Source organism: Dietzia sp. WMMA184, from assembly GCF_002441635.1.
GTDB lineage: Bacteria > Actinomycetota > Actinomycetes > Mycobacteriales > Mycobacteriaceae > Dietzia > Dietzia kunjamensis.
In genome coordinates, this window is record NZ_NXEI01000001.1 from 1702738 (window position 1) to 1728408 (window position 25671).

The following is a 25671-nucleotide window of genomic DNA, read 5'->3' on the forward strand; positions in this document are numbered from 1 at the left end:
CGGTCGGGCGGGTGGGCGACAGGGGCGACACCGTGAGGCGTCAGTTGCTCGAGATCCGCTCCTTGGCCCACTTGTAGTCGGCCTTGCCCGCGGGCGAGCGTCGGATCTCGGGGACGTCGACGATCACCTTGGGGACCTTGTAGTTCGCCAGGGACTCGCGCAGGAACACCGAGAGCTCCTCCTGCTCGGCCGACATGCCCTCGCGGAACGACACGACCGCGGCGACCTTCTGGCCGTACCGCTCGTCGGGAGCACCGGCGACCAGCGCGTCATGGACGGCCGGGTGCGCCTTGAGCGCCTGCTCGACCTCCTCCGGGAACACCTTCTCGCCACCGGTGTTGATGCAACCCGAGCCGCGGCCCAGGAAGACGATGGTCCCGTCCTCGCGGATCTGGCCCATGTCACCGAGCACCGCCACCCGCTGGCCACCGACCTCCGGGAAGGTCTTGGCGGTCTTCTCCGGATCGTTCCAGTAGCCGAGGGGGACGTGGCCGCGTCGGACGATGTACCCGACCTCGTCCGACCCGGGCGTGATCGGACGGTTCGACTCGTCGATCACCCCGAGGCGCGGGGTGGGGGCCAGGAGCATCTCACCCTGCTCGTTGAGGTTCATCTCGCCGTCGTTGCCGGTCTCGGACGCGCCGAAGTTGTCGCGGATGATGACGTTCGGGAACGCCTCGATCAGCCGGTCGCGGGAGGTCTTGGACCAGATGCCGCCGCCGGACGCGACCATGAACATGGCGCTGAAGTCCTTGGTCTCCTTGGCCGCGAGCAGGGCATCGGTGATCGGGACCGCCATGCCGTCGCCGACGAACATCAGCAGCTGGGCCTTGTACTCGGCGGTCGCGTCCACGATCACCTCGGCGTCGAAGTCGCGGAACATGACCAGGTGGCCGCCCAGGTTGACGAAGGTCAGCAGGGTGAACAGGCCGGCGCCGTGCATGAGCGGGGCCGAGATGACGATCTTGAAACCGCCCTCGGGCGAGACGTTGTCCGCGACCTCCTGCGGGCTGTGCCGCTTGTCGCCGTACGGGTTACCGCCGGACAGGCACGCGTAGTAGTAGTCCGACATGTGCCACTGGACGCCCTTGGGGAACCCGGTGGTGCCGCCCGTGTAGACGATCCAGTGGTCGTCGCCGCGCACGGGATCGAAGTCGCGCTCCGCAGACTGTCCCGGCAGCTCGGCGTCCACGTCGACGACCGTCAGGCCGTTCTCGGCGCAGGCGTCGGCGAGGACCTGCGGGACGCCACCCACGACGAGGACCGTGCGGGCGGTCTCGAGCTTGGGCACGGCGGCGGCCATGGTCTCCGCGAACTCCGCGTCGACCAGGACGGCGACCGACTGCGAGTCGTTGAACAGGTAGACCAGCTCGGCCGGGGTGTAGCGGTAGTTGACGTTGATCCCGGCCACCCGGATCTTCATGGCCGCGACGATGGCCGCCATGTGCTCGGCGCTGTTCTTCATGTACAGCGCGATATGGCTCTGCGGCTCCGCACCGTGGGCCTTGAGGAGATGACCCATCCGGTTGGCGAGCTCGTCGATCTGACGGTAGGTGTAGTCGACCCCGTCCATCGTGAGCAGGAGGTTGTCCGGGATCTTGTCGGCCACGGCCTCGAAGACGGCGGCCTCGTTCATCTCCGGATTGGTCCCGGCGAGGGGATCGGTGGACTGGTCGGCTGCTGCATCAGTCATCGGGCGGGTCCTTTGCACGCGGGGGGCTAACTGTGTCGTCTCTCACATTGTGACCTGAACTTGTTCTCATGTCCAGACGCCGGTCTGACCTGCGCCGATTCCAGATTGCTGGAACAGGTTCTATTCACTATAGGCGGCCGCACCGGCAGGTCGCTGCAGCGGTGGGGCCGGGGAGGGCCTACATTGCGAACATGAGCGGATCACGGTCCAGAAATCCCGGCCCGCCGTACGACGGCGGTCTCCGGCTGCCGCGTTCGACGGGGTCGGGTGACGTGCCGCAGGATGGCCGTCGCTCGTCGGCGCGGGAGGCCGACCGGCCCTCGCGGCGGCGCGGCCCGACCCTGCACGGCCCGTCCGAGCAGGGCACTCTGCGGTCCCGCGGGCTCGCGGGAGGGCTGCGGATGTTCGTCCGCCCGGCGCTGGACAGGATGCCCGCGACGGACGTCTCGCTCGGCCGCCTGCGTGCGCTGACCTCCGGCGCCGGGCGGGCGGCCGCCCTGGAGAGCACCAACGACTGGTCCGGGGACGGGCCCGTGCCCGGCCTCTGGGTGGGCCGCAAACGCTTCTTCGACTCGGACAAGGTCATTTTCCACATCCACGGGGGTGGCTTCACGTTCGGATCGCCGTGGTCGCATAAGGCCCTGGCGTCGAGGATCGCCAGCGAGACCGGCGTCCCCGTGTTCCTGCCGGACTACCGACTCGCCCCGGAGCACCCGCACCCGGCAGCCACCGAGGACACGATCGCCGGGTGGGAGTGGCTGCTGGAGATGGGCTTCCCGGCCGAGAACATCGTGGTCGCCGGAGATTCCGCGGGGGGCAATCTGGCGATGCAGCTGGTCGCCCACCTCGAGCGGACCGGGGCGGCGATGCCCGCCGGCGTCGTCCTTCTCTCCCCGTGGGTCGACCTGGACTTCACCGACATGACCGCGCGGGACCGGGCGCGCAAGGACCCCTTCCTCGCGCTGGGCCTGGCCGAACTGTGTCGTCGCCAGTACGCACCGGGTGTGGACACGGACGATCCGGCGATCTCCCCGATCAACTACGAGCCCTCGCCCGACTGGCCGCCGTTCCTCATCCAGTGCGGCGGCGAGGAGATCTTCAGCGGGGGGATCGAGAAGATGGCCGAGAACTTCGCCGAGCACGGGGTGCGCCACGAGTTCCAGCTGTGGCCCCACCAGTTCCACGTGTTCCAGGTCTTCCACCCCCTCGTCCCCGAGGCGAAGATCGCGGTGCGGGACATCGGATCGTTCGTGCGCGGCTGCCTGCGGGGCTGAGCCACTCGGGCAGGCCACGCCCGAGGGCGGCAGCCCGCCCCGAGGCCGCCGTCAGACGGTGAGCACCAGGCCCGAGGTGGGCACGCCGGTGCCCGCGGTGACGACGAGCTTCTCGGCGCCGGGGACCTGGTTGACCGAGTCACCGCGGAGCTGACGGACGCCCTCGGCGATGCCGTTCATCCCGTGGATGTAGGCCTCCCCGAGCTGGCCGCCGTGGGTGTTGAGCGGCAGCCGTCCGCCCACCTCGAGCGCGCCGGGCTCGCGGACGAAGTCCTTGGCCTCACCGCGACCGCAGAAGCCCAGCTCCTCGAGCTGCATGAGGACGTACGGGGTGAAGTGGTCGTAAAGGACGGCCATGTCCATGTCGTCGGGGCGCAGCCCGGACTGCTCCCAGAGCTGGTTGCCGACGATCCCCATCTCCGGCAGTCCCGCGAGCTCGGGGCGGTAGTACGAGGTCATGATGTACTGGTCCGGCCCGGACCCGGACGCCGCCGCCGCGATCGACACCGGCCGGTTCGGCAGGTCACGGGCCCGCTCGGGCGTGGTCACCACGATCGCCTGACCGCCGTCGGACTCCTGGCAGCAGTCGAGCAGGTGCAGCGGCTCGGCGATGTACCGCGAGTTCTGGTGGTCGGCCAACGTGATCGGCTTGCCGTGGAAGAACGCGGCGGGATTGGCCGCGGCGTGCTTGCGGTCGACCACCGCGACCCGGCCGAAGTCCTCGCTCGTGGCGCCGTACTCGTGCATGTAGCGCTGCGCGACCATGGCCACGAACCCGGCCGGGGTGGACAGGCCGTGCGGGTAGGAGAAGGCGTTGTCCGTGCCGGAGGAGTTGACCTGCTGCACCAGCGCCGAGTTGACCTGGCCGAAGCGCATCCCGGAGCGCTCGTTGAATGCGCGGTAGCAGACCACGACCTCGGCCACGCCGGTCGCCACGGCCATCGCGGCCTGCTGCACGGTCGCGCACGCCGCGCCGCCGCCGTAGTGGATGCGGGAGAAGAAGTTCAGGCTGCCGATCCCGGCGGCCCGGGCCACCGCGATCTCGGTGTTGGTGTCCATGGTGAACGACACCAGGCCGTCGACGTCCGAGGGCTGCAGCCCGGCGTCGGCGACGGCCGCCTGCACGGCCTCGGCGGCCAGCCGCAGCTCGGAGCGGCCGGAGTCCTTGGAGAAGTCGGTCGCGCCGATGCCGACGATCGCCGCCTTGTCTGAGAGAGAGCTCATCAGGCCGGGTCTCCGTTCATGTAGAGGGTCGCCGTGGAGGTGACGTGCGCGCCCAGCGAGTCGGTGCCGACGATCTTCAGCGTGACCAGCCCGTCGTCGTCGACCCCGGTCACCTCGCCGGCGAGGGTGAGGGAGTCGTAGGCGTACCAGGGCACGCCCAGGCGCAGCTTGATGGACGTGATGCGGGCGCGCTGGCCCGCCCAGTCGGTGACGAACCGCTGTACCAGACCGGTGTCGGTGAGGATGTTGACGAAGATGTCCTTGGACCCCTTGGCGTGGGCCAGGTCGCGGTCGTGGTGGACGTCCTGGAAGTCCCGAGTCGCCAGGGCGGACGCCACGATGAACGTCGGTGTGCCCTCGATGGTCAGCTCGGGGAGCCGGCCCCCCACCGCCACGGCGGGCGGGGTGGCCGGACAGACGGTACGGTGCTCGCTCACTTGACGGCCCCTTCGGTCCTTGCGGGTGACCCCGCGGATTCCTGACGGTCGACAGGGCGTGCGCCGGCCGGGCGCCAGGCGTACAGCGTCCACGGGTCGGTGCCGAACGCGGCGTCGGCGGAGGAGTCGCCGGGCATGTCGAGGAACTCCACCTCGACCTCGATGCCGATCCGGACCTCCGCCGGCTCGATGTCGCGCAGCTCGCCGAGCATGCGCACTCCCTCCTCCAGCTCCACCAGCGCGATGACGAACGGGAACCTGGTGCGGCCCGGCACGCGCGGGGCGTGATGGACCACGAAGCTGTACACGGTGCCGCGGCCGGAGGAGACCACGTAATCGGTCTGCTCGGACTTGTCCTTCCACAGCGCCGGGACGGGCGGGTGCTGCAACGAGCCGTCCTCGCGGGTCTGGATGCGCAGCTCGTGGGCGGCGACGCCGGCCCAGAAGAACTGCGTGTCGTGCGAGACCGACGGGCGCAGGACCTTGCCCACCACCAGGTCGTCGGTGGCCGAGCCGGAGCTGGCCACGATCTGGTCGGCGGGCGCCGGCTCGGGCTCGGCGGGCGCCGGCGCGGGCTCGGCGGGCTTCGCCGCGGGGCGGAACTTGAGGATGCGGAAGTCCATCTCCGCGACGACCTCGTCACCGACGCGCCAGTAGTTGCGGGTGGTGAAGAACCAGCCCTCCCCCAGGCCCGTGGTCTTGGGGCCGACCACGTCCACCAGGACGGACTCGATGGTCACCTCCTCGCCCGGGCGGGTGTATCGGTGGTAGGTGGAGTCGCAGTTGGTCGCGACGACCGAGGTGAAGCCCTCGGCGTCGAGGAGGTCGGTCATCCGACCCAGCGGGTCGTCGGCCTCACGGGTCTTCCCGAGCCCGCGCATGGTCCACACCTGCGCCATGGCCGGCGGTGCGACCGGTCCGCCGTGTCCGGCCGCGCGTGCGGCCTCCTCGGAGGAGTAGATGGGGTTGGTGTCACCGATCGCCTCGGTCCAGTTCCGGATCATCGGCGTGTTGATCGGGTCGCGGCCCGCACGGCGGGCGCTCCCGCCGGCGGCGCGGACCTCCTCGGCGGCGGCGAGGATACGGGCGGCCTGCTCGTCACTCATGGGTACCTTCTCGGTGGATCAGGGGGATGGTCTCTAGCGGGCGGTGCGGGGCATGCCGAGGCCACCCATGCAGGTCAGTTCGCGCATGACCTCGTTGACACCGCCGCCGAAGGTGATCACCACGTTGCGCTTGTTCATCATGTCGAACCAGCGCTGCAGCGCCGCGGTGTCGGGATCGGTGGGGTCGCCGAAACGGCCGAGCAGCTCCTCGACGATCCGGCCGACGTGCTGGATCTCCTCGGTGGAGAACACCTTCGAGGCCGCGGAGTCGCCCATCGACGGGTTCTCGCCCACCGAGGAGACCTTCCAGTTGAGCAGCTCGTTGAGCCGGACGATCGCGAAGATCTCCGCGAGTCCGCGCCGCACCTCGGGCCGGTCCAGGTGGCGGACCCCGTCCGGGCCCGTGCCGCGGGCCCAGGCGGCCAGCTCGTCGTAGTACCCGCCCGGACGCCCGGACGGCGCGAGCATGACGCGCTCGTGGTTGAGCTGGGTGGTGAGCATCTTCCAGCCGCCGTCGACCTCGCCCACCACCATGTCCGCCGGGACGCGCACGTCCGAGTAGTAGGTGGCGTTGACGTGATGGGCGCCGTCGCAGGTGATGATCGGGGTGAACGAGAATCCGGGGTCGGTGGTGTCGACGATGAAGATCGTCAGCCCGCGATGGCGCGAGTCCGGGGTCCCGGTGCGGGCGGCCAACCAGATGTAGTCGGCGTGGTGGCCACCGGTGGTCCACATCTTCTGACCGTTGATGATCCAGTCGCCGGTGGCCTCGTCACGCCTCGCGGTCGTGCGCAGGGCGGCCAGGTCGGTGCCGGCGTCGGGCTCGGAGTAGCCGATCGCGAAGTGGATCGACCCGTCGAGGATGCCGGGCAGGAACTTCGCCTTCTGCGCCTCGCTGCCGTACTTCTGCAGGGTCGGGCCCACGGTCTGCAGCGTCACCGACGGCAGCGGCACGTCCGCACGCGTGGCCTCGTTGGTGAAGATCTGCTGCTCGATGTGGCCGAAGCCCTTGCCGCCGTACTCGGCGGGCCAGCCCACGCCCAGCCAGCCGTCGCGGCCCATGCGCGTGATGATCTCGGCGTAGGTGTCGCCGTGACGGGTGGTGGCGATGTCCGCCGCCTCCTCCGGCGAGATGAGCGTCGAGAAGTACTCGCGCAGCTCGGCCTGCAGTGCGCGCTGTTCGGGCGTGAGGTCGATGAACGCGCCGTCGGCGTCGGCCGGGGTGGCGTCCGCGGCGGGGGCGGCACCGCCCGCCTCGATCCTGTCGACCGGGTCCGCGGCGAGCGCGGCACCGAGCGCGTCGAGGTGCAGCTGCGCGCCGCCGACGAACCGTGCCAGGTCCTTGACCGCCGAGGCGTATCGGAACATGGGGTAGGTGACGTCCACGCCCACGCCGCCGTGCAGGTGGTGCAGGAGCTGGACGGCCCGCGGGCCCTCGGCCGCCAGCCAGTAGGCGCCGATCGTGGGGTCGGACTCGTAGCGGTCCCCGGACCCGGCCACCCCCTCGGAGATCCGCCAGGACACCGACTGCGCGATCACGTGGAGCGTCTGCGAGACGATGTACACGTCCGCGAGCTCCTGCTGGACCGCCTGGAACGACCCCAGCGCCTTGCCGAACTGCTGACGTTCCTTGAGGTAGCCGGCCGTCATCTCCAGCGCGCCGCCGATGAGACCGTCCCCGTGCGCGATACAGGCGGACAGGACGAGACGTCGGAACACCTCGAGGACGGGTTCCGATCCCGAGCCGCGCAGCACGTCGTCGTCGTCGACCCCGGTGGCCTCGAACCGCATCGCGTACTCGGGCACCCCCAGGGAGCCGAGGGTGGGCGTCAGGGTGACGCCCGGGGCGTCGGGGGCGACGACGACGAGTGCGGCGCCCCCGGACGTGGACACCGGCACGAGGACCGAACGGGCCTGGGCCGCGTACCGCACCGACGTGGCGGTCCCGGTGAGCTTCCCACCCTCGAGCCGCACGGTGGGCTCGAGCGGCAGTGGGCGTCCGGGCTCGGCGACGGCGGCGGTGAGGATGCGGCCGTCCTCGATGCCCTCGAGAAGCCGGGCCTGCTGGTCGGGGGTGCCCAGCGCGACGATCGGCGCCACGCCGAAGCCCAGGGTCTCCAGGACGGGGATCACCACTCCGGCGCGGCCGACCTCCTCGAGCACCACCGCGATGTCGGCGGGCGTGAGGTCGTCCCCGCCGAGGGCGGAGGGCAGGCCCAGGGAGAGCAGACCGGACTCGGCGAACGCCGCCCACAGTCGCTCGTCGAAGCCGGCGTCGTCCACGCCGCGGCTGGGTAGCGCGGTGAGCAGTTCCTCGGCCGGGGCGGCCGTCGACAGTGCGCCGGCCACCGCCTCGGCGACGGCAGCCTGGGTCTCGGTACGGGTGAAGTCCACGGGGGTCAGTCCTTAATCGGGAGGGGGTCGGTCACGTGCTCGAACTAGTCCCTGGGCAGGCCGAGGATGCGCTCGCCGACGACGTTGAGCAGGACCTGCTCGGTGCCACCGGCGATCGACAGGCAGCGGACCATGAGGAACTTGCGTCCCTGCTCGGTGAATTCGACGCCGCCGGCGCCGGTGAGCTGCAGACCGAACTCGGCGATGTCCTGACGGTGGCGCACACCCACGATCTTGCGGACCGAGGACTCGGCGCCCGGGCCCGAGCCGGCGAGGCTGCGCAGCGCGGTGCGCAGGTCGAGGAGGTTTCCGACGACGCCGTCGGCGACGTGCTTGCCGAACTCGTCGAGCACGAGCGCGTCGTCGGCCACACCGGCTGCGTTGATCAGCCCGATGATCTCCTCCGCCGCGTCGCCGAGCGACGAGCCACCGCCCATGGCCACGCGCTCGTTGGCCAGGGTGGTGCGGGCGATCTTCCAGCCGTCGTTGACCGTGCCCACCTGGAACTCGTCGGGGACGAAGAGGTCCTCGAGGTAGACCTCGTTGAACAACGCCTCACCGGTGATCTCGCGCAGGGGTCGCGTGCGGATGCCCTCGGAGCGCATGTCCACGAGGAAGTACGTGATGCCCTTGTGCTTGGGGGCGCCGGAGTCCGTCCGGGCCAGGCACATCGCCCAGTCGGCCTCGCGGGCCAGGGAGGTCCACACCTTCTGTCCGTTGAGCTTCCAGCCGCCGTCGACCTTCTCGGCGGTGGTGCGCAGGGCGGCGAGGTCGGAGCCGGCGCCGGGCTCGGAGAACAGCTGGCACCACCTGATCTTCCCGGCCATCGTGTCGCGCACCAGCAGATCGGCGTGCTCGGGGGCGGCCTGCAGGATGGTCGGCACCGCCCAGCCGCCGATCGTGATGTCGTGGCGGGTGACTCCGGCGGCCTCGAGTTCCTCGTCGATGAGCAGCTGCTCGGCCGGGCTGGCACCGAGGCCCCACGGCTCGGGCAGGTGCGGCATGAACAGGCCCGTGTCGGCGAGGGCACGCTTGCGCTCGTCGCCCTCCACGGCCGCGACCTTCGCCACCAGGGCGCGGATCTCCTCGCGCTTGGCGTCCAGCCCGTCGATCTCGGACAGGTCGATGTCGAGGTGGCGGCGCCTGCCGGCGAGGGTGAGCTCGGCCAGGCTGCGTCGCCAGCGGGCGGAGCCGCCGATGATCTGGCGCAGCGCGCTCGCGCGCCGCATGTAGAAGTGGGCCTCGTGCTCGAAGGTGAAGCCGATACCGCCGAGGATCTGGATGCAGTCCTGGGAGTTGCGCACGGCGTTGTCGAAGGCCAGCGCCCCGGCGACCGCGGCGGCGACGGGCAGCTCGGAGTCGGTGGCGGTGAGGTCCTCCGCCGCGACGGCGGCGTCCCACGCCAGCGCGCGGACCTGCTCGGTGCGGCACAGCATGTCGGCGGCGAGGTGCTTGATGGACTGGAACGAGCCGATCGTGCGCCCGAACTGCTCGCGGATCTTGGCGTAGTCCACCGCGGTGGCGAGCGTGTAGTCGGCGACGCCCGCGGCCTCGGCGGCGGCCAGGGTGACGAACAACTGGTGGACGTGTGCGGTGGTGACGCCCTCGAGGACGCGGTCGGCCGGGATCGTCACGCCCTGCAGGCTGACGTGGCCGATCGACGCCGAGATGTCGTACGGGGTCGCCGGGGTGACGGTGAGCCCCGGCGTGCCCGCCTCGAGAAGCGCCCAGCGGGTGGCGCCGTCCACCTCGACGGGCAGCAGCAACCCTCCGCCGGGGGTGCCGCCGTAGGCGACGCCGGGATCGCCCGTGATCTCCCCCGACCCGTCCAAGGTCGCGGTGCCGATGCCCAGGCACACCCCGACGGGCAGGCCGCCCTCGGCGATCGTCTCACCCAGCGCGTTGGCGACGGCTCCGCCTGCGCGCGAGACCAGGACACCGGTCAGCGCGGTGGACAGGACCGGGCCGGGCGCCATTTTCGCCGCGGCCTCCTCGAGCATGCACGCCAGGTCGACGATCTCGGCGCCGGCGCCACCGTGCTCCTCCGCGATGGCGACGCCGAACAGTCCGAGTTCGGCGAGCTGGGGCCACAAGGCCGTCCAGGCTTCCGGATCGTCTTCCTGGGCGCGTACCGTGGCCACGGGATCGGCGGACCTGGCCCAGGCCTTGATCGAGTTCTGGATCTCGGTCTGATCCGGGGTGGTGGCGATACTCACTGCTGGGCTCCTCGGGCGCGACGGGATTTCCGTACTCGGCGCGGGCCCGCTGACCCGCGCGCTCCACGCCATAATAGAACGTGTTCTAGGTATCGTGTTCTAGAATGCACCAGAAGGGTCCCCGACGCACACCCGGGTCCCGCCCCAGCCCGCCGGGATGCCCCGCCGACCCGATCCGACCAGCGCAGAAGGTTTCGCCTCCATGACCAAGAGCTCAGCCGGGACCCGTACCGCCGCCGCGCCGGACCCCGCCGCCCGGAGCGACGAGCCCACCACGTCGTCGCAACGCGAGCGCCGTCGGCGGATCCTGGACGCGACCCTCGCCCTGGCCGCCAAGGGCGGCTACGAGGCCGTGCAGATGCGTGCCGTCGCCGAGAAGGCCGAGGTCGCGGTGGGCACCCTCTACCGGTACTTCCCGTCCAAGGTGCACCTGCTGGTCTCGGCGCTCGCCCGTGAGTTCCGTCGGCTCGACCAGCGCACCGAGCGGTCAGCCCCGCCCGGCGACACCGCGCAGGAGCGGATGAAGGTCGTGGTGGAGATGATCACCAAGTCCATGCAGCGCGACCCGAACCTCACCGAGGCGATGACGCGCGCCTTCATGTTCGCCGACGCCTCCGTGGCCAACGAGGTCGAGGAGGTCGGCTTCTACATGGACCGGATCCTCGCCCGCGCGATGGCCCAGGGCACCCCGGACGAGGTGCAGCTCTCGATCGCCCGGGTCGTCTCCGACGTGTGGATGTCCAACCTCGTGTCGTGGCTGACCCGCAGGTCGTCGGCCGCCGAGGTCGCCACCAGGCTCGGTCTCACCATCGATCTGCTGCTGGGCAGCGACGACTCTCCCCGCCGGGCCCGGATGCACACCGCGATCGGCAACGGCCACGACACAGACTCGGACTCCGACCCCGGCGAGATCGGAGAGGGCAGAGACTCAGCCGGCTGACAACCCGCCCAGAGCGGCACCGCAACCGCTCCCGAAGATGGCGTCTCGCCTGCCCATCGGGGCACGCGAGACGCCATGTCGAGGGGCGACGGGCCCGGGCGGTTGCGTAGGGGGCGGTCAGGGCACGACGACCGGCGGCACCGTCCGGACCGGCCCGGAGACGTCGGCGATCCACCGCAGCGGGCCCCGGCTCGGATCCCAGCCGGTGAGCAGGTCGGCGACCTTGGCGGTCATCTCGCGGCCCAGGCGGAGGAACGAACTCTCCGGCTGGTCGTCGACCTCCCCGAGGATCAACCACCACGCCCAGGCGACGGCACCGGCGTTGGCGACGAAGTCCGGCAGCACCGCGATCCCGCGGGCCGTGAGGTCGAGTTCCGCGTCGGCCGTGGTGGCGGCGTTGGCCGCCTCGACCACGATCGATGCGGTGACCTCGGTGCAGTTGTCCGCGGTGATGGCGTACGAGACGGCGGCGGGCACGAGCACGTCCACGTCCATGCCGAGGATCCGGTCGCGGTCCAACCGCTGCACCCGGGCGGGGACGGCCGAGCGGTCGATCTCCCCGAAGCGGTCGCGGGTCGCCAGCAGCGCCGGGACGTCGAGTCCCGCCGGGTCGTAGAGGGTGCCGGCGGCGTCTGCCAGTGCGACGACGCGCATGCCGGCCTCGTGGAGGTACCACGCGGCGCCGCCCCCCATCGTGCCCACGCCCTGGACGGCCACCGAGGTGCGCTCGATGTCCCAGCCCCGGACGTACGCCGCCGCGAGGCACGCCTGCGCGACCCCGTAGCCACCGATCACATCGCCGAGCAGCCCGCCCGGAACCCCGGCGTTCAGCCCGCGGAAGATCCGGTCGGCGGTGGCGGCGGGATCGGCCGACCGCTCGATCGCCGCGTGATAGGACTGCCGCATCCCCAGTCGGGCGAACACCTCGTCGATCAGGTGCTGCGGGACGCCCAGATCCTCGGCGGTGACCCAGTGTCGGTCGAGGAACGGCCGCATGGCCTCGCAGAACCGGCCGAGCACGTCGATGGCGCGGGGGTCCTTGGGGTCGAAGTCGATGCCGCCCTTGGCCCCGCCGATGGGCAGGTCGAACGCCGCCGTCTTGCGGGTCATTCCGCGGGCCAGGTCCTCGACCTCGCGGAGAGTGCACCCGGCGCGCATACGGGTCCCGCCGGTGGCCAGACCGCCGACGAGGGTGTCGACCACGAGGTAACCCCGCGCCCCGGTCTCCTCGTCCTCCCAGTGCAGTCGCAGGTAGGGCTCACGGCTCGATCGGCTCGCGCTCTCCGGAGCGGCGGGCACGGTCTGGGGGGCTGACCCGGTATGACCGGTGGTGCCCGGGATCTCGATGGACGTCATGGTGCTCGCCTCCTCGGCGACCTCGTCCGCCGGCGGGTCCGGCGGGGATGTCCCCAGCATGCGAGCATGCGTCCCGGGGGTCCAGCGAGACTTCGTGGACCTGACCGTTCACTTTTCCTGCACGATGCGGCCGCGCGCTCCTACGCTCGGGGAATGGAGCCGTCACTGCACCGGCTACGGCTGCTCGCCGAGTTGGAGCGCCGCAGCACCGTCACCGCGGTCGCGGCCGCGCTGGGGTACACCGTCTCGGCCGTGTCGCAGCAACTCTCGTTGCTCGAGCGGGAGGCGGGGACCCCGCTGTTCGAGAAGCGGGGTCGCGGGCTCGCGCTGACCGAGGCGGGGCTCATACTGGCCGGGCACGCGCGGACGATCCTGTCCGCCGTGGAGGACGCCGGTCACGCCATGGAATCGGCCCGTGCGGGCGTCGGCACGAACCTCACCGCCGGGGTGTGGGCGTCGGTGGCCGTCACGCTGCTGCCCGCCGGGATGCGGATCCTGGCGCGCGACCACCCGGGCATCGTGGTGCGGACCCGGGAGCTCGCCCCGGAGGACACCACCGGCGCGGTCCGGGACGGCTCGCTCGATCTGTCGTTCGTGCTGGACTACTCCAGCTACGTGATGGCGGACGTGACCGACCTGGTGCGGGTGCCCATCGCGAGGGAGTCACTGCACGCGGTCGTCCCCCGCGGCTTCGTGGACTCGACCCGACTGTCGCTGGCCGACCTCTCCGGGGCGCCGTGGGTCGTCGCGCACCCGCGGTCGCACTTCGGTCGCGCGGTGCGGATCGCCTGTCGCGAGGCGGGGTTCGAACCCGACGTGCGGCACGAGGCGGGCGAGCAGTCCACGGCGCTGTCCCTGGTCGCCGCGGGCCTCGGGGTCACCCTGGCCTCCGACCTCGGGCTGAGCACCTTCGGCGCGGACGTGGAGGTGATTCCCCTGACCGACGAGCTCACCAGGACGGTGTCGATCACCTATCGCCGTCGGGACGCCCGGCGGCGACCACTGCAGGCGTTCGTCGAGGCGTTCACCGACGGCGCGCGCGAGGTCGGCCTGGACCCCGCCTGACTCCGGCGCACCGATGCCGGGTCCCGCACCCGCGGGGCCCGGCACCGGTGTCCGGCTCAGGGCCGGCGCGCGAGGAAGTCCGGCCGCGGCGGGGTGCCCGCGAACGGCTCGGTCAACTCGTTCTCCACACTGTTGAACACGATGAACACGTTCGCCCGGGGCAGCGGCGTGATGTTGCCGCCCGAGGCGTGCAGGGCGTTGCAGTCGAACATCGTCATCGATCCCGCCCCGCCCGTGAGCACGTCGAGACCGTGGCGCTCGTACATCTCGGAGATGTGCTCCTCGGACGGGACGCCGATCTTCGGCGACGTAGAGACGAGCGATTCCTTGTAGTAGTTCTCCGGAGTCTCACCCGCGCACTGCACGTAGTACTTGTGCGTGCCCGGCATGATCATCAGGGGCCCGTTGTAGGTCTCGTTGGGTGTGAGCGCCAGGGAGGCGCTGCACGCACGCGGCCGGGGCATACCGTCCTCGGCGTGCCAGGTCTCGAAGTCCGAGTGCCAGTAGAAGGCGCCGCCGGCGAATCCGGGCTTGTAGTTGAGCCGGCTCTGGTGGACGTAGACGTCCGAGCCGAGGATCTGCCGGGCCAGGTCGATCGCGCCGGATCGCTCGACCGCCTCCCACACGACCTCACTCAGGTCGTGGACGTCGAAGATCGAACGGACGGCCTCGCTGCCGGCCTCGCGGATGATCCGGGGGTCGCCGGCCATCTGTGGATCGGATCCGATGCGGTCGATCTCGGCCAGGCAGGCGTCGATCCGCTGCCGGTCGAGTGCGCCCTCACGCTGGATGTAGCCGCGCTCGCCGAACTGGAGGACCTCGGGATCCTCGCTGCGTCCCCACAGGACGGGGTCACGGCGCTCGACGATCTCCGGTCGCCCGCTCACGCGGGACTGGTAGTCATCTACGGCAATGGTCATTACGACTCCTTTCTCTCCTCAGCCTGAAAACCCCGGCTGACTCGGGAAAAGCGAGGGGTGCCACCCCTCGCGGAGCCGACCGTATCCGTCGAGATGACCACGGACAACCGCTCAGCCGCTGACGTATCCTCGACCTTTATCCACAATCGGGCCGGGGGTCCCGCCGCCGACCCACGTGCGCAGGTGGTCGAGGAACTGCCCGGACAGTGTGTCCCGCCACCCCACGACGTCGCCGGACATGTGGGGACTGATGTGCGCGCCGTCGAGGGTCCAGAGCACGTCACCGTCGGGGAGGGGTTCGACGACGAGGACGTCCAGGTGCGCCGAGAGCCTGCCCGTCCCGATCTCGCGCGTGAGGGCCTCCTGATCGACCAGCTCTCCGCGACCGACGTTCACCACGTGGGCGCCGTCGGGCAGGGCGGCCAGTTCCGCGGGGCCGAGCAGCCCCCGGGTCGCGTCGGTCAGCGGCGCCACCATGACGAGATGGTCCACGTCGCCGAGATGCTCGGACAGGTGCGCGGAATCCAGGACGCGGCCGAAGTCCTCGTCGTCGTCGCGCGGTCGACGTCCGGCCCCGCTGACGTCGAGCCCGACCGCCCGCAGTAGCCGCGCGGTGGCCCGTCCGATACCGCCGGTGCCCACCACCAGGGCGCGCCGGCCGGCCACCCGGGTGGTCTCGCGGTGGCGCCACCGACCCGCGCGCTGCAGCGCCTCGGTCTCGTGGAGCCGTTTGTCGTGGGCCAGGACGCAGGCCAGGACGTACTCGGCGATCGGCCCGTCGAAGACCCCGCGGGCGTTGGTGACCAGCACGTCGGAGTCGCGCAGCTCGTCGAAGAGGAGCTTGTCCACCCCGGCGGCGGCCACGTGGACCCACCGCAGCGCGTCGGCGGCGTGCCAGGCGGAGGCCAGGGCGTCGGAGAAGATGTCCCACACCAGCAGGATCTCGGCCCCGGGCAGAGCCTGCGCGAGGGTGTCGGCCGTGCACTCGCGCACGTCGGCGAGCTCGCGGATCAGCGCGAGGGTGGTGGGGGGCTCGACGCCGTCCGCGGTGAGGACGACGACGGTCGGCCGGGTGCCCGGGTCGTGGTTGCCCGGGTCGCGGTGCGGCTGCGTCATGGCCCCACCGTAACGCGCCGGCCCTCACGCGAACCAGGATCGTCGGATTGTTGACAATCGACCGTGGCGCGCCACACACTGGCACCCATGACCGCGCACCTGTCGCCCCATCTCAAGCAGGCCACGCCCGTCGTGGTGGACCACGCCCTCGGCTCGTGGATCCACGGCACCGACGGCCGCGACTACCTGGACTTCACGACCGGCATCGGCGTGACCAGCACCGGCCACTGCCACCCCGCCGTGGTCGCCGCGGCACGCGAGCAGTGCGGGAAGATCATCCACGCGCAGTACACGACCGTCATGCACCAGCCGCTGTTGGAGCTCACCGAGAAGCTGGGCGAGCACCTGCCCGAGGGGATCGACTCGGTCTTCTACGCCAACTCCGGATCCGAGGCAGTCGAGGCCGCGGTCCGGCTGGCCCGCATGGCCACCGGCCGGCCCAACATCGTCACCGTCCAGGGCGGCTTCCACGGCCGCACCGTCGCCGCCGCCAGCCTCACCACCGCGGGCACCCGCTTCTCCGCCGGGTTCTCCCCGCTCATGGGTGGAGTCGTGATGACCCCGTTCCCGCACGCCCTGCGCCACGGGTGGACGGAGGACGACGCGATCGACTTCGCGCTGGCCGAGCTCGACTACCTCATGGCCACCCGGGTCGACGCCCGCGAGATCGCGGCCTTCCTCATCGAACCCGTGCTGGGCGACGGCGGGTACATGGCCACTCCCCCGCGCTACCTGGAGGGACTGCGCGAGCGCGCCGACCGGACCGGCGCGCTGCTGATCCTCGACGAGGTCCAGGCCGGCATCGGGCGCACCGGCCGGTTCTGGGGTCACCAGCACACCGACGGGCTCGTGCCGGACATCATCATCACCGCCAAGGGCATCGCCTCGGGCTTCCCCATCTCCGCGATCGCCGCACCCTCCGCCCTCATGGCCAAGGCCTGGCCGGGGTCGCAGGGCGGCACCTACGGCGGCAACGCGGTCGCCGCGGCGGCCGGGGTCGCCACCCTCGGCGTGGTCGAGCGCGAAGGCCTGGTGGACAACGCCGCCGCCCGCGGAACCCAGCTTCTCGACGGGCTCCGGCGTACCCTCGGCGACGTGGGCGAGATCTGCGACATCCGCGGGACCGGGCTCATGCTGGGCGTCGAGTTCGGCGACGCAGGCGCGCCCGCCGGCAGCTCCGGTGCGCTCGAGGCCGCCCGCCTGGCCGCGGCGGTGCAGCAGGCGTGCATCGACGAGGACCTGCTCACCCTGACCTGCGGCCCGACCGGTTCGGTCGTGCGCCTCATCCCCGCGCTGGTGGTGACCGCCGACGAGGTGGACGCTGGTGTCGAGCGCTTCACCCGCGCCGTGCACCGGGTGTGCGACGGGGCGGCGTGACCTCCCACGTCGCACCGGACGCCCCCGGGCGGGCGCTCGTCGGCGCGCTCGTGGACGCGGGTCTGGCGCCCGAGTCGGACCCCCGCCGGATCGCCGAGTACTCCTACGACGCCTCGAACTACCGGGTCGTGCCCGCCGCCGTGCTGTTCCCGCGGTCGGAGAGCGAGGTCGCCGCCGCCCTGGCCGTGTGTCACCGGCTCGGGGTTCCCGCGACCGCCCGTGGCGGCGGCACGTCGATGGCCGGGAACGCGATCGGCACCGGCCTGGTCCTGGACCTGTCCCGGCACATGAACCGGGTCCTCGAGGTGGACGAGGCGGCGGGGACCGTCACCGCCGAGGCCGGCACCGTGCTCACGGCCCTGCGCGAGGCCGTCCACGCCGCCACGGGCGACCGCCTGACCTTCGCCCCGGACCCCTCGAGCCAGTCCCGCGCCTGCCTGGGCGGCGCGATCGGCAACGACGCGTGCGGCAACCACTCCGTGCGCCACGGCCGGACCGCCGACCACGTCGAGGCGCTGCGGATCGTCACCGCCGACGGACTGCGCCTCACCGCCACCCGCAGCGGCGTCGAGGCCACCGATCCGGCCGACGCGCCCGCCGCCGCCCGCGCCGAGCACCTCACCACACGGTTGCAGGACCTGACCGCCGACCACCTGGCCGCCATCCGCACCGAACTCGGCCGCCTCCCCCGCCAGGTGTCCGGCTACCACCTGCGTCACCTGCTGCCCGAGGAGGGCTTCGACGTGGCGCGGTCCCTCGTGGGCTCCGAGGGCACGTGCGCGATCGTCACCGCCGCGACCGTGCGGGCCGTCCCCCGTTCCGCGCGCACCGGGCTGGCGGTCGTGGGGTACGCCGACGTGGTGGACGCTGCGCGGGACGTGCCAGCCATCCTGCGACACCGCCCCACAGCCGTAGAGGGCATCGACGAGGTGATCGTCGCGACGATGCGGGAGCGGCGCGGCGCGGACTCGGTCGCCGAGCTGCCGCGCGGCCACGCGTGGCTGTTCGTGGAACTCGATGACGACGGGAGTGACGACGACGGGGGCGACGACGGGGGTGACGACGACGAGGCCGGCGCCGGCGGTCGTGGGCTCGACGCCCGGGTGGCCGAACTGGCCGACGAGCTGACGCGGGACGGCCACGCTCTCGAGGTCCTCGTCGTGACCGATCCCGTGGCCCGCGCGGACCTGTGGCGGGTGCGCGAGGACGGCGCGGGGTTGAGCTCGAGGCTGACCGATCCGGCGACGGGCGCGACCATCGAGTCCTGGCCCGGCTGGGAGGACTCCGCCGTCGCCCCCGAGCGGCTCGCCGACTACCTCGCCGACTTCCGGGATCTCCTGGCCGGGCACGAGCTCACGGGCGTCATGTACGGGCACTTCGGGGCGGGCTGTATGCACATCCGCATCAGCTTCGACCTGCGCTCGGAGGCGGGCCGGGCCGTCATGCGCGCGTTCTGCACCGACGCCGCCCACCTCGTGGTGCGGCACGGCGGGTCGCTGTCCGGGGAGCACGGCGACGGCCGCGCCCGCTCCGAGCTGCTGCCGGTGATGTACTCGCCCGAGATGCTGGACGCCTTCGCCCGCTTCGCCGGACTCTGGGACCCGGCGGGGATCCTCGCCCCGGGCGGCCTGACCGCCACCCGGCCCCTCGACGCCGATCTGGCCCTGGCCGGGGTGGGCCGACGCGACCTGGGCCTGCTCACCTCGCCGGACGGCGCCCACCCGGTCCAGGCCTGCATCGGCGTGGGCCGCTGTCGCACCACCTCCGGCGGTGTGATGTGCCCGTCCTTCCGGGCCACCGGGGACGAGAAGGACTCCACCCGCGGTCGGGCCCGCGTCCTGCAGGAGGTGGTCCGCGGCACCCTGCCGATCGACGACCCGGCCGTCGAGGAGTCGCTCGAACTGTGCCTCGCGTGCAAGGCGTGCTCCTCGGACTGCCCGACCGGCGTCGACATGGCCACCTTCAAGTCCGAGGCCCTGCACCGTCGCTACACGCGTCGAGTGCGACCGACGGCCCACTACTCCCTGGGCCTGCTCCCGCTGTGGCTGCGCGGCACCGTCCGCGCGGCCGGGCCGATCAACGCCCTGCTGGGGACCCGCGCCGGCCGCGCCGCGGCACGGATGGGCGGCCTGAGCACCGAGCGCACCCTGCCCCGCTTCGCGACCGCCCGTCAGCTGCGCGAGGAGCTCGCCCGAGTCCCGGAGAGCGTGTGGACCGTCCGCGAACCGGAGCCGGGGCGCACCTCCGCGGAGGTCGTGCTGTTCCTCGACTCGTTCACCCGCGGACTGCGCCCCGCGGTCGCCGGCGCCGCCGCCCGCGTGCTGGGCGGCACGCACACCTCCGTCGCCTGCACGGCCGACCAGTGCTGCGGGCTGACCCACGTCACCACCGGCCGACTCGACGCCGCACGCCGCACCATGACCTCGACCGCGCGCCGCCTCGACGCGATCCGCGGGCCGGGCGGGGAGGAGGTCCCCGTCGTCGTCGTCGAACCCTCCTGCGCCGCCACCCTCCGCGAGGACCTCCCCCGCCTGCTCGCCGACACCCCCCACGCGGACGCCGCACGCCGCGTGGCCGCCCGTGTCCGCTCCTCCGCCGACCACCTCGGCCGACTCGCCGCCGAGGGCCGCGCCCCCGCGTGGCCCGGCGGCGCGCCCCCGGACCGCGTCACCGTCCAGACCCACTGTCACGAGTACGCGACCTTCGGCAACCGCGTCCAACGCGCCACGCTCACCGCCCTCGGCGTGGGCTCGGTCCGCGAGGCGACCGGCTGCTGCGGCGTCGCCGGCGACTTCGGCTTCACCGCCGGCCACGAGACCGTCACCGCGGCCGTCGCCGAACTCGCCCTCGCCCCCGCCCTGCGCGCCGACACCGACGCCCCCGTCCTCACCGACGGGTTCTCGTGCGCCACCCAGGTCGATCACCTCGGCGCCGGCGACCCCACCACGGGACCCGGCCGCGCCGGCCGTCACCTGTTCGAACTGCTCGACCCCGACCCCCGTCCCGACCCCAGACCCGCACCCACCAGGAGGCCCACATGACCCGCTCCGCAACCGACATCATCGGTGCCCTCGGGACCGGCATCCACGTCGACGGGGCCTGGCGCGACGCCGCCTCCGGCGCGACGTTCGACGTGGTCAACCCCGCGACCGGTGAGGCGATCGCGACCATCGCCGACGGTGGGGCCAGTGATGCCGCCGCCGCGATCGAGGCCGCCGGTCGCGCCCAGCCGTCGTGGGCGGCGGTCCCCGCCCGCGAGCGGGCCGAGATCCTGCGCCGGGCCTACGAGCTGATCGTCGAGCGCGCCGACGAGCTGGCGCTGCTCATGACCACCGAGATGGGCAAGCCACTGGCCGAGGCGAAGGGCGAGGTGACCTACGGCGCCGAGTTCTTCCGCTGGTTCTCCGAAGAGGCCTGCCGCATCCGCGGCGACGCCCGCCGTTCCCCCGACGGCAAGACCCGGCTCATGGTCACCCACGAGCCCGTGGGACCGTGCATCCTCATCACCCCGTGGAACTTCCCCCTGGCCATGGCCACCCGCAAGATCGGACCCGCCATCGCCGCCGGCTGCACCATGGTCTTCAAGCCCGCCAACCTCACGCCGCTGACCTCGCTGTACGTGGTGGACCTCCTGCGCGAGGCGGGGCTGCCCGGCGGCGTCCTCAACGTGGTGTGCACGACCGACGCCGGCGGCGTGGTGGAGCCGTGGATCGACTCCGGCATCGCCCGCAAGCTGTCCTTCACCGGATCCACGCCCGTCGGCCGCACGCTCCTCGAGCAGTGCGCGCGCGGGGTGCTGCGCACCTCCATGGAGCTCGGCGGCAACGCGCCGTTCGTGGTCTGCGAGGACGCGGACATGGACACCGCCGTCGCCGCGGCGATGGCCGCCAAGATGCGCAACATGGGCGAGGCCTGCACGTCCGCCAACCGGATCCTCGTGCACCGCTCGGTACTGGACGAGTTCGGTCGGCGCCTGACCGAGAAGATGTCCGCCCTGACCGTGGGCGACGGCACGACCGACGGCACCGACGTGGGCCCCCTGGTCGAGGAAAAGGCCGTCACCAAGGTCGTGGACCTGGTCGACGACGCCGTGGAGCGCGGGGCCGAGGTGCTGACCGGCGGCTCGCGCCTCGAGGGGCCCGGCTACTTCTACCCGCCCACCGTTCTCACCGGTGTCACTCCGGACGCCGAACTGATGTCGACCGAGATCTTCGGCCCCGTCGCCGCCCTCGTGCCGTTCGACACCGACGACGAGGCCGTGACACTGGCCAACGACACCGAGTTCGGCCTGGTCTCGTACGTGATGACCGAGAACCTCGACCGCGCCATGACCATGTCCGAGCGGCTCCAGGCCGGCATGGTCGGCATCAACGTCGGCGTGGTGTCCAACCCGGCCGCCCCGTTCGGCGGCATCAAGCAGTCCGGGCTGGGGCGCGAGGGCGGGCTCAGCGGGATCGAAGAGTTCGTCGAGACCAAGTTGGTCGCGATCCCCGTGCGCTGAGCCGACCCGAACCGAGCCGACCCGCTGGCTCCCCTAGCCGGTGCGCACGCGGCCGGCCCGGCGGTGACGCTCGGCCTCGGTCATCCCGCCCCAGACGCCGTACAGCTCACGCTGGGCCATCGCGTGCTGGCGGCACGCGTCGATGACGGGACACTGCCCGCAGAGCTTCTTGGCGGCGGCCTCCTTGCGGCGCCGCGTCGACTTGGCCTCGTCCTCCGAGTTGTAGAAGAGGTCCGGGATCTCGCGGCACATCCCGGAGTCGGCCCACGCCCACCGATCGTCGAGTCTGGTCATCGCTGTCTGCATCATGGTTCCCCTCGCCGTCCGGTCCAGCTTCCGATGTCCCCGGGGGATTCGGCACACCCCCAGGGGTGGGATGGGTCACAACTGCTAATGTCCCTTCATGAAGGTCCGGGTCTCGGTGGTCAACGACTACTCGCTGGTCGTCGCCGGTGTGGAGGCCCTGCTGGGTCCGTACGCCGACCGGGTGCACGTGGTGCCGACCCATCACGCGACCGACGTCGCCACGCCGGTCGACGTCGCCCTGTTCGACACCTTCGGCTCCGGCCCCGGGTGGCAGCAGCGGTGCGCCGAACTCGCCCGTGACCCGCAGATCGGCGCGGTGGCGGTCTACTCGTTCATCACCGATCCGAAGGCCGTCGACGAGGCGCTGGCGGCCGGGGCCCGGGGTTTTCTCGCCAAGTCCCTGATCGGGGACGAGCTGGTCAGCGGTATCGAACGCATCGCTGCCGGTGAGCGCGTCACGGTGATCGACCGGGAGGACTCCGGGCCGGCCGCGCCGTGGCCCACTGGCGGTGTGGGCCTGACCCCCCGGGAGGCGGAGATGTTGGCGCTCATCACCCAGGGCCGGTCGAACGAGGAGATCACCGCGGCCTGCTACCTGTCGATCAACACCGTGAAGTCCTACATCCGGGACGCCTACCGCAAGATCGGGGTGACGACCCGGCCGCAGGCCGTGGCGTGGGCACTGCGGAACGGCCTCGGGTCGAGCCACTGAGCTCCGTGCCCTGACCGCCGTCCCCCGAGCTACGCGCCCTCGCTGACCCTGGCCAGCCCGTCCCGCATGTGGTCGACGAGCAACGTCCGGGCCCGGAGTCGGTCGCCCGAGCGCACCGCGTCCGCGATCGCGCGGTGCTCCGTGAGCCTGGACGCGGCGTCGGTATAGGTGCTGCGCATCGCGTGGAGGCACATACTCGTCTCCACCACCACGGTCTCGTGCACCCGCGACAACCGCGGGCTCCGCGCGGCCTCCACCAGCGCGTGGTGGAAGTCCAGATCCGCCGCCACCATGGCCGCAGACCGGGGTTCGTCGGCCAGCGCCGCCATGGCGTCGACGGCCGCGTCGAGGGCGTCGGCAGTGGCCTCCCCCAGACCCAGATCGAGCACCCGCTCCAGAGCACCGGTCTCGATGGTCGTCCGCAGCAGGTACATGTCCTCGACGGCGTCGGGCGTCAGGTCGGCGACGAACAGTCCGCGATTGCGGTGCGAGACGAGCAACCCCTCCTGGGTGAGCCGCTGCATCGCCTCGCGCAGCGGGCCGCGACTCACGCCGAGCGAGCGTGCGAGAGCGGCCTCGCCCAGTTGTGTCCCGGGGGCCAGCGAGCCGTCCGCGATGCCCCTCCGCAGAGCGCGCGCGATGAGGGACGGCGTCGACTCCTGGACGACGGGTTCCAGTCCCGCGGTCGAGTCGATCACGGCCGACCGTCCCCCGGCCGCTCCGCCGCGTGGACCCGCGGGGTGGGCACGACCTGACCGAGCGCGGCCTCGAGTGCGGCACCGACCCGGATCACCAGTCGGTCCTCGAACCGCGCCCCCACCACCTGCAACCCCACGGGAAGGCCCGCGTCGGTCGTCCCGCAGGGGACGCTCAGCGCCGGCTGCTGGGTCATGTTGAACGGATAGGTGTACGGCGTCCACGATGTCCAGTCGGGACTGTGCCAGCCCGGCGGCACGTCCGATCCCGCAGCGAAGGCGGCGATCGGCGTGGTGGGCGTGATGAGGATGTCGTGGGCCCGGTGGAAGTCTGCCATCCGCGCGCCCAGGGCCATCCGCACCGCCACGGCGTCGAGATAGTCGGCGGCGGAGTAGTCGTGGTACCGCCCCAGCGCCTCGCGCATCGACGGGTCGACGTGGTCGACGGCGCCCGGCCCGTGGGGTGCGAGGACCGCGGCGAGACCGGCGAACCACAGGACGTGGAACGCGTCGACCGGGTCGGTGATCCCGGGGTCGACCGTCTCGACCCGCGCTCCCAGCGATTCCAGTACGGCGACCGCGCGTCCGACCTCCCGCTCGACCTCCGGGTCGGTGGTGCCGAAACCGAGGTCGGGACTGTACGCGACGCGCAGTCCCTCGAGTGGGCGGTCCCCGCGTGAGCCGTCGACGGCCGCGGCGAGGTACCCGCCCGGACCGGGGGTCGTCGCGCGCGCCGGCACCGCCGACCAGTCGCGGGGGTCCGGACGCAGCAGGGTGTCCATGAACGCCGCCGTGTCGGCGACCGTGCGGGTCATCGGCCCGGCGTGCGCGAGCGTGCCGAACGGGCTGGACGGGAACATGGGGATCACGCCGTAGGTGGGCTTGAGCGCGACGATCCCGCAGAACGCGGCGGGGATGCGCACCGACCCGCCGCCGTCGGTGCCCAGTGCGAGCTGGCCGAGCCCGGCGGCGACCGCGGCCGCCGCCCCGCCGCTGGATCCGCCCGGGGTGAGGCCCGGGTCGTGCGGATTACGGGTGATCCCGGTGAGCGTGTTGTCCGTGACCCCCTTCCACGCGAACTCCGGGGTGGTGGTCTTGCCGATCACCACGCACCCGGCCTCACCGACCGCCGAGGTGACGGGGGCGTCGTCGGGCCACGAGGCGGGATCGGACGCACCGGGCTTGTCGGCCAGGAGCCGGGAACCCCGGAGCGTCGGGACGCCGCGGGTGTAGAAGATGTCCTTGATCGTGGTGGGGACGCCGTCCAGCGGGCTCAGCGGTTCACCACGGTGGTACCGCTCCTCGGACGACCGCGCGGCCGTCAGCGTCGCGTCACGATCGACGTGACAGAAGGCGTTGATCTCGCCGTCGACCCGATCGATCGCGGTGAGCACCTCCTCGGCGGCATCGACCGGGGAGAGTTCGCCCCGGCGGTAGCCGTCGGCCAGTTCGAGGGCCGTGTGCGACAGGGTCATCGGCGCGCCTTCCATGGAACCGTCTGATTGTCGACAATCCTACAGGCGGCCGGGTCACGGTCAAGCGTCACGCCACACGGGGCGGGTCACCGTTCGAGGACGGCCTTGAGGAACGTGCGTGTCCGGTCCTGCTTGGGATCGGTGAAGATAGCCTCGGGGGTGCCCTCCTCCACGATCTTGCCCTGATCGAACACCAGCACGCGGTCGGCCACGTCGCGGGCGAACCCCATCTCGTGGGTCACGATGAGCATCGTGATGTCGGTGGACTCGGCGATCATCCGCAGCACCCCGAGCACGTCGGCGACCAGCTCGGGATCGAGAGCTGAGGTGACCTCGTCGAGGAGCAGGATATCGGGATCCATCGCCAGCGCCCGGGCGATGGCGACCCGCTGCTGCTGCCCGCCCGACAGCGTGGTCGGGTGGGCGTTCTCCTTGTCCGCGAGACCGACCGTGTCGAGGAGCTCACGTGCCCGCTCCACCGCCTCCCCCTTGGACCGCCCCAGGACGTGGATCTGCGCCTCGGTGATGTTCTCGAGCACCGTCATGTTGGGGAACAGGTTGAACTGCTGGAACACCATCCCGATCTTCGAGCGGACGGCGCGCAGGTGCTTCTGGGAGGCCTTGACCAGCTTGTCGCCCTTGAACTGGTGGGTCAGGGGTTCGCCCTCCACCCAGATCACGCCGTCGTTCGCCTCCTCGAGGGTCATCAGCAGGCGCAGGATCGTCGTCTTGCCCGACCCGCTGGGGCCGATCAGCGCGACCCGCTCGCCCCGCTGCACGGTGAAGTCGAGGTGGTCCAGGACCACGTGGTCGCCGAACTGCTTGACCACCTTCTCGAACACCACCATCGGCGACTCGCCGCCT

General features: G+C 71.8%; 20 protein-coding genes and 1 pseudogene. 7 read left to right on the plus strand and 14 right to left on the minus strand.

The window, feature by feature from the left end:
- Positions 1-40: 40 nt before the first annotated feature.
- A complete protein-coding gene (locus tag CK206_RS07830; protein WP_096906074.1) occupies positions 41-1693 on the minus strand; it encodes an AMP-binding protein in 1653 nt (550 codons plus the stop codon).
- A gap of 191 nt (positions 1694-1884) precedes the next feature.
- On the opposite strand from CK206_RS07830, the gene CK206_RS07835 reads away from it, so the two are divergent.
- The gene (locus tag CK206_RS07835) at positions 1885-2967 is read left to right on the plus strand and encodes an alpha/beta hydrolase (RefSeq protein ID WP_096906075.1); all 1083 of its coding nucleotides are present in this window, start codon (positions 1885-1887) and stop codon (positions 2965-2967) included.
- A 51-nt stretch (positions 2968-3018) separates the two neighbouring features.
- On the opposite strand, the gene CK206_RS07840 is transcribed toward CK206_RS07835, so the two are convergent.
- From CK206_RS07840 to CK206_RS07860, 6 genes and pseudogenes are all read right to left on the minus strand, one after another.
- Positions 3019-4191, minus strand: coding sequence for a lipid-transfer protein (locus CK206_RS07840; RefSeq protein WP_096906076.1), 1173 nt, complete (start codon positions 4189-4191; stop codon positions 3019-3021).
- On the minus strand, positions 4191-4628 hold the full coding sequence (locus CK206_RS07845) for a MaoC family dehydratase (protein ID WP_096906077.1): 438 nt from the start codon (positions 4626-4628) through the stop codon (positions 4191-4193). Before CK206_RS07845 ends, CK206_RS07840 begins: the two co-directional genes overlap by 1 nt.
- Positions 4625-5734 (minus strand): bifunctional MaoC family dehydratase N-terminal/OB-fold nucleic acid binding domain-containing protein, encoded by a 1110-nt coding sequence (locus CK206_RS07850; RefSeq protein WP_096906078.1) that lies wholly within the window; start codon positions 5732-5734, stop codon positions 4625-4627. Before CK206_RS07850 ends, CK206_RS07845 begins: the two co-directional genes overlap by 4 nt.
- A gap of 33 nt (positions 5735-5767) precedes the next feature.
- A complete protein-coding gene (locus CK206_RS20720) occupies positions 5768-6931 on the minus strand; it encodes an acyl-CoA dehydrogenase family protein (protein ID WP_307872397.1) in 1164 nt (387 codons plus the stop codon).
- Between the two features lie 102 nt (positions 6932-7033).
- Positions 7034-8128: pseudogene (locus tag CK206_RS20725) on the minus strand (acyl-CoA dehydrogenase family protein); the annotation flags it as partial.
- A gap of 44 nt (positions 8129-8172) precedes the next feature.
- Positions 8173-10344, minus strand: a complete 2172-nt coding sequence (locus CK206_RS07860; RefSeq protein WP_096906080.1) for an acyl-CoA dehydrogenase — start codon at positions 10342-10344, stop codon at positions 8173-8175.
- A gap of 202 nt (positions 10345-10546) precedes the next feature.
- Here CK206_RS07860 and kstR point away from each other — a divergent pair, with 202 nt between their 5' ends.
- Positions 10547-11284, plus strand: coding sequence for a cholesterol catabolism transcriptional regulator KstR (kstR, locus tag CK206_RS07865; protein WP_096906081.1), 738 nt, complete (start codon positions 10547-10549; stop codon positions 11282-11284).
- A 117-nt stretch (positions 11285-11401) separates the two neighbouring features.
- On the opposite strand, the gene CK206_RS07870 is transcribed toward kstR, so the two are convergent.
- Positions 11402-12640, minus strand: a complete 1239-nt coding sequence (locus tag CK206_RS07870) for a Glu/Leu/Phe/Val dehydrogenase dimerization domain-containing protein (RefSeq protein WP_096907353.1) — start codon at positions 12638-12640, stop codon at positions 11402-11404.
- Between the two features lie 153 nt (positions 12641-12793).
- On the opposite strand from CK206_RS07870, the gene CK206_RS07875 reads away from it, so the two are divergent.
- Positions 12794-13705, plus strand: coding sequence for a LysR family transcriptional regulator (locus CK206_RS07875; RefSeq protein WP_067711690.1), 912 nt, complete (start codon positions 12794-12796; stop codon positions 13703-13705).
- A 56-nt stretch (positions 13706-13761) separates the two neighbouring features.
- Here CK206_RS07875 and thpD read toward each other — a convergent pair whose 3' ends face one another.
- Together thpD and CK206_RS07885 are read right to left on the minus strand one after the other, a co-directional pair.
- Positions 13762-14625 (minus strand): ectoine hydroxylase, encoded by an 864-nt coding sequence (gene thpD / locus CK206_RS07880; RefSeq protein WP_096906082.1) that lies wholly within the window; start codon positions 14623-14625, stop codon positions 13762-13764.
- A gap of 111 nt (positions 14626-14736) precedes the next feature.
- Entirely contained in the window at positions 14737-15741 is a 1005-nt protein-coding gene (locus CK206_RS07885; RefSeq protein ID WP_096906083.1) for a D-2-hydroxyacid dehydrogenase, read from the minus strand.
- Positions 15742-15828: 87 nt separating this feature from the next.
- Between CK206_RS07885 and CK206_RS07890 the strand changes: the two genes are divergently transcribed.
- The 3 genes from CK206_RS07890 to CK206_RS07900 are packed head-to-tail and all read left to right on the plus strand — an operon-like array spanning position 15829 to position 21619.
- The gene (locus tag CK206_RS07890; RefSeq protein ID WP_096906084.1) at positions 15829-17118 is read left to right on the plus strand and encodes an aspartate aminotransferase family protein; all 1290 of its coding nucleotides are present in this window, start codon (positions 15829-15831) and stop codon (positions 17116-17118) included.
- Positions 17115-20159: an FAD-binding and (Fe-S)-binding domain-containing protein gene (locus tag CK206_RS07895; RefSeq protein WP_254050518.1), complete on the plus strand. Its 3045-nt coding sequence runs from the start codon at positions 17115-17117 to the stop codon at positions 20157-20159. The genes CK206_RS07890 and CK206_RS07895 overlap by 4 nt, the downstream gene beginning before the upstream one ends.
- Positions 20156-21619 carry an NAD-dependent succinate-semialdehyde dehydrogenase gene (locus tag CK206_RS07900; protein WP_096906086.1) on the plus strand — a complete coding sequence of 488 codons (1464 nt, stop codon included), beginning with the start codon at positions 20156-20158 and terminating at the stop codon, positions 21617-21619. The genes CK206_RS07895 and CK206_RS07900 overlap by 4 nt, the downstream gene beginning before the upstream one ends.
- A gap of 33 nt (positions 21620-21652) precedes the next feature.
- On the opposite strand, the gene CK206_RS07905 is transcribed toward CK206_RS07900, so the two are convergent.
- Positions 21653-21925 carry a WhiB family transcriptional regulator gene (locus CK206_RS07905; RefSeq protein ID WP_167507195.1) on the minus strand — a complete coding sequence of 91 codons (273 nt, stop codon included), beginning with the start codon at positions 21923-21925 and terminating at the stop codon, positions 21653-21655.
- Positions 21926-22022: 97 nt separating this feature from the next.
- On the opposite strand from CK206_RS07905, the gene CK206_RS07910 reads away from it, so the two are divergent.
- Positions 22023-22637 carry a response regulator transcription factor gene (locus tag CK206_RS07910; protein WP_096906087.1) on the plus strand — a complete coding sequence of 205 codons (615 nt, stop codon included), beginning with the start codon at positions 22023-22025 and terminating at the stop codon, positions 22635-22637.
- Between the two features lie 29 nt (positions 22638-22666).
- On the opposite strand, the gene CK206_RS07915 is transcribed toward CK206_RS07910, so the two are convergent.
- The 3 genes from CK206_RS07915 to ehuA form a co-directional block, all read right to left on the minus strand.
- Positions 22667-23335 (minus strand): GntR family transcriptional regulator, encoded by a 669-nt coding sequence (locus CK206_RS07915; protein ID WP_069388851.1) that lies wholly within the window; start codon positions 23333-23335, stop codon positions 22667-22669.
- Positions 23332-24807: an amidase gene (locus CK206_RS07920; protein WP_096906088.1), complete on the minus strand. Its 1476-nt coding sequence runs from the start codon at positions 24805-24807 to the stop codon at positions 23332-23334. Before CK206_RS07920 ends, CK206_RS07915 begins: the two co-directional genes overlap by 4 nt.
- Positions 24808-24893: 86 nt before the next feature.
- Positions 24894-25655: an ectoine/hydroxyectoine ABC transporter ATP-binding protein EhuA gene (gene ehuA, locus CK206_RS07925; protein WP_096906089.1), complete on the minus strand. Its 762-nt coding sequence runs from the start codon at positions 25653-25655 to the stop codon at positions 24894-24896.
- Positions 25656-25671: the final 16 nt, after the last annotated feature.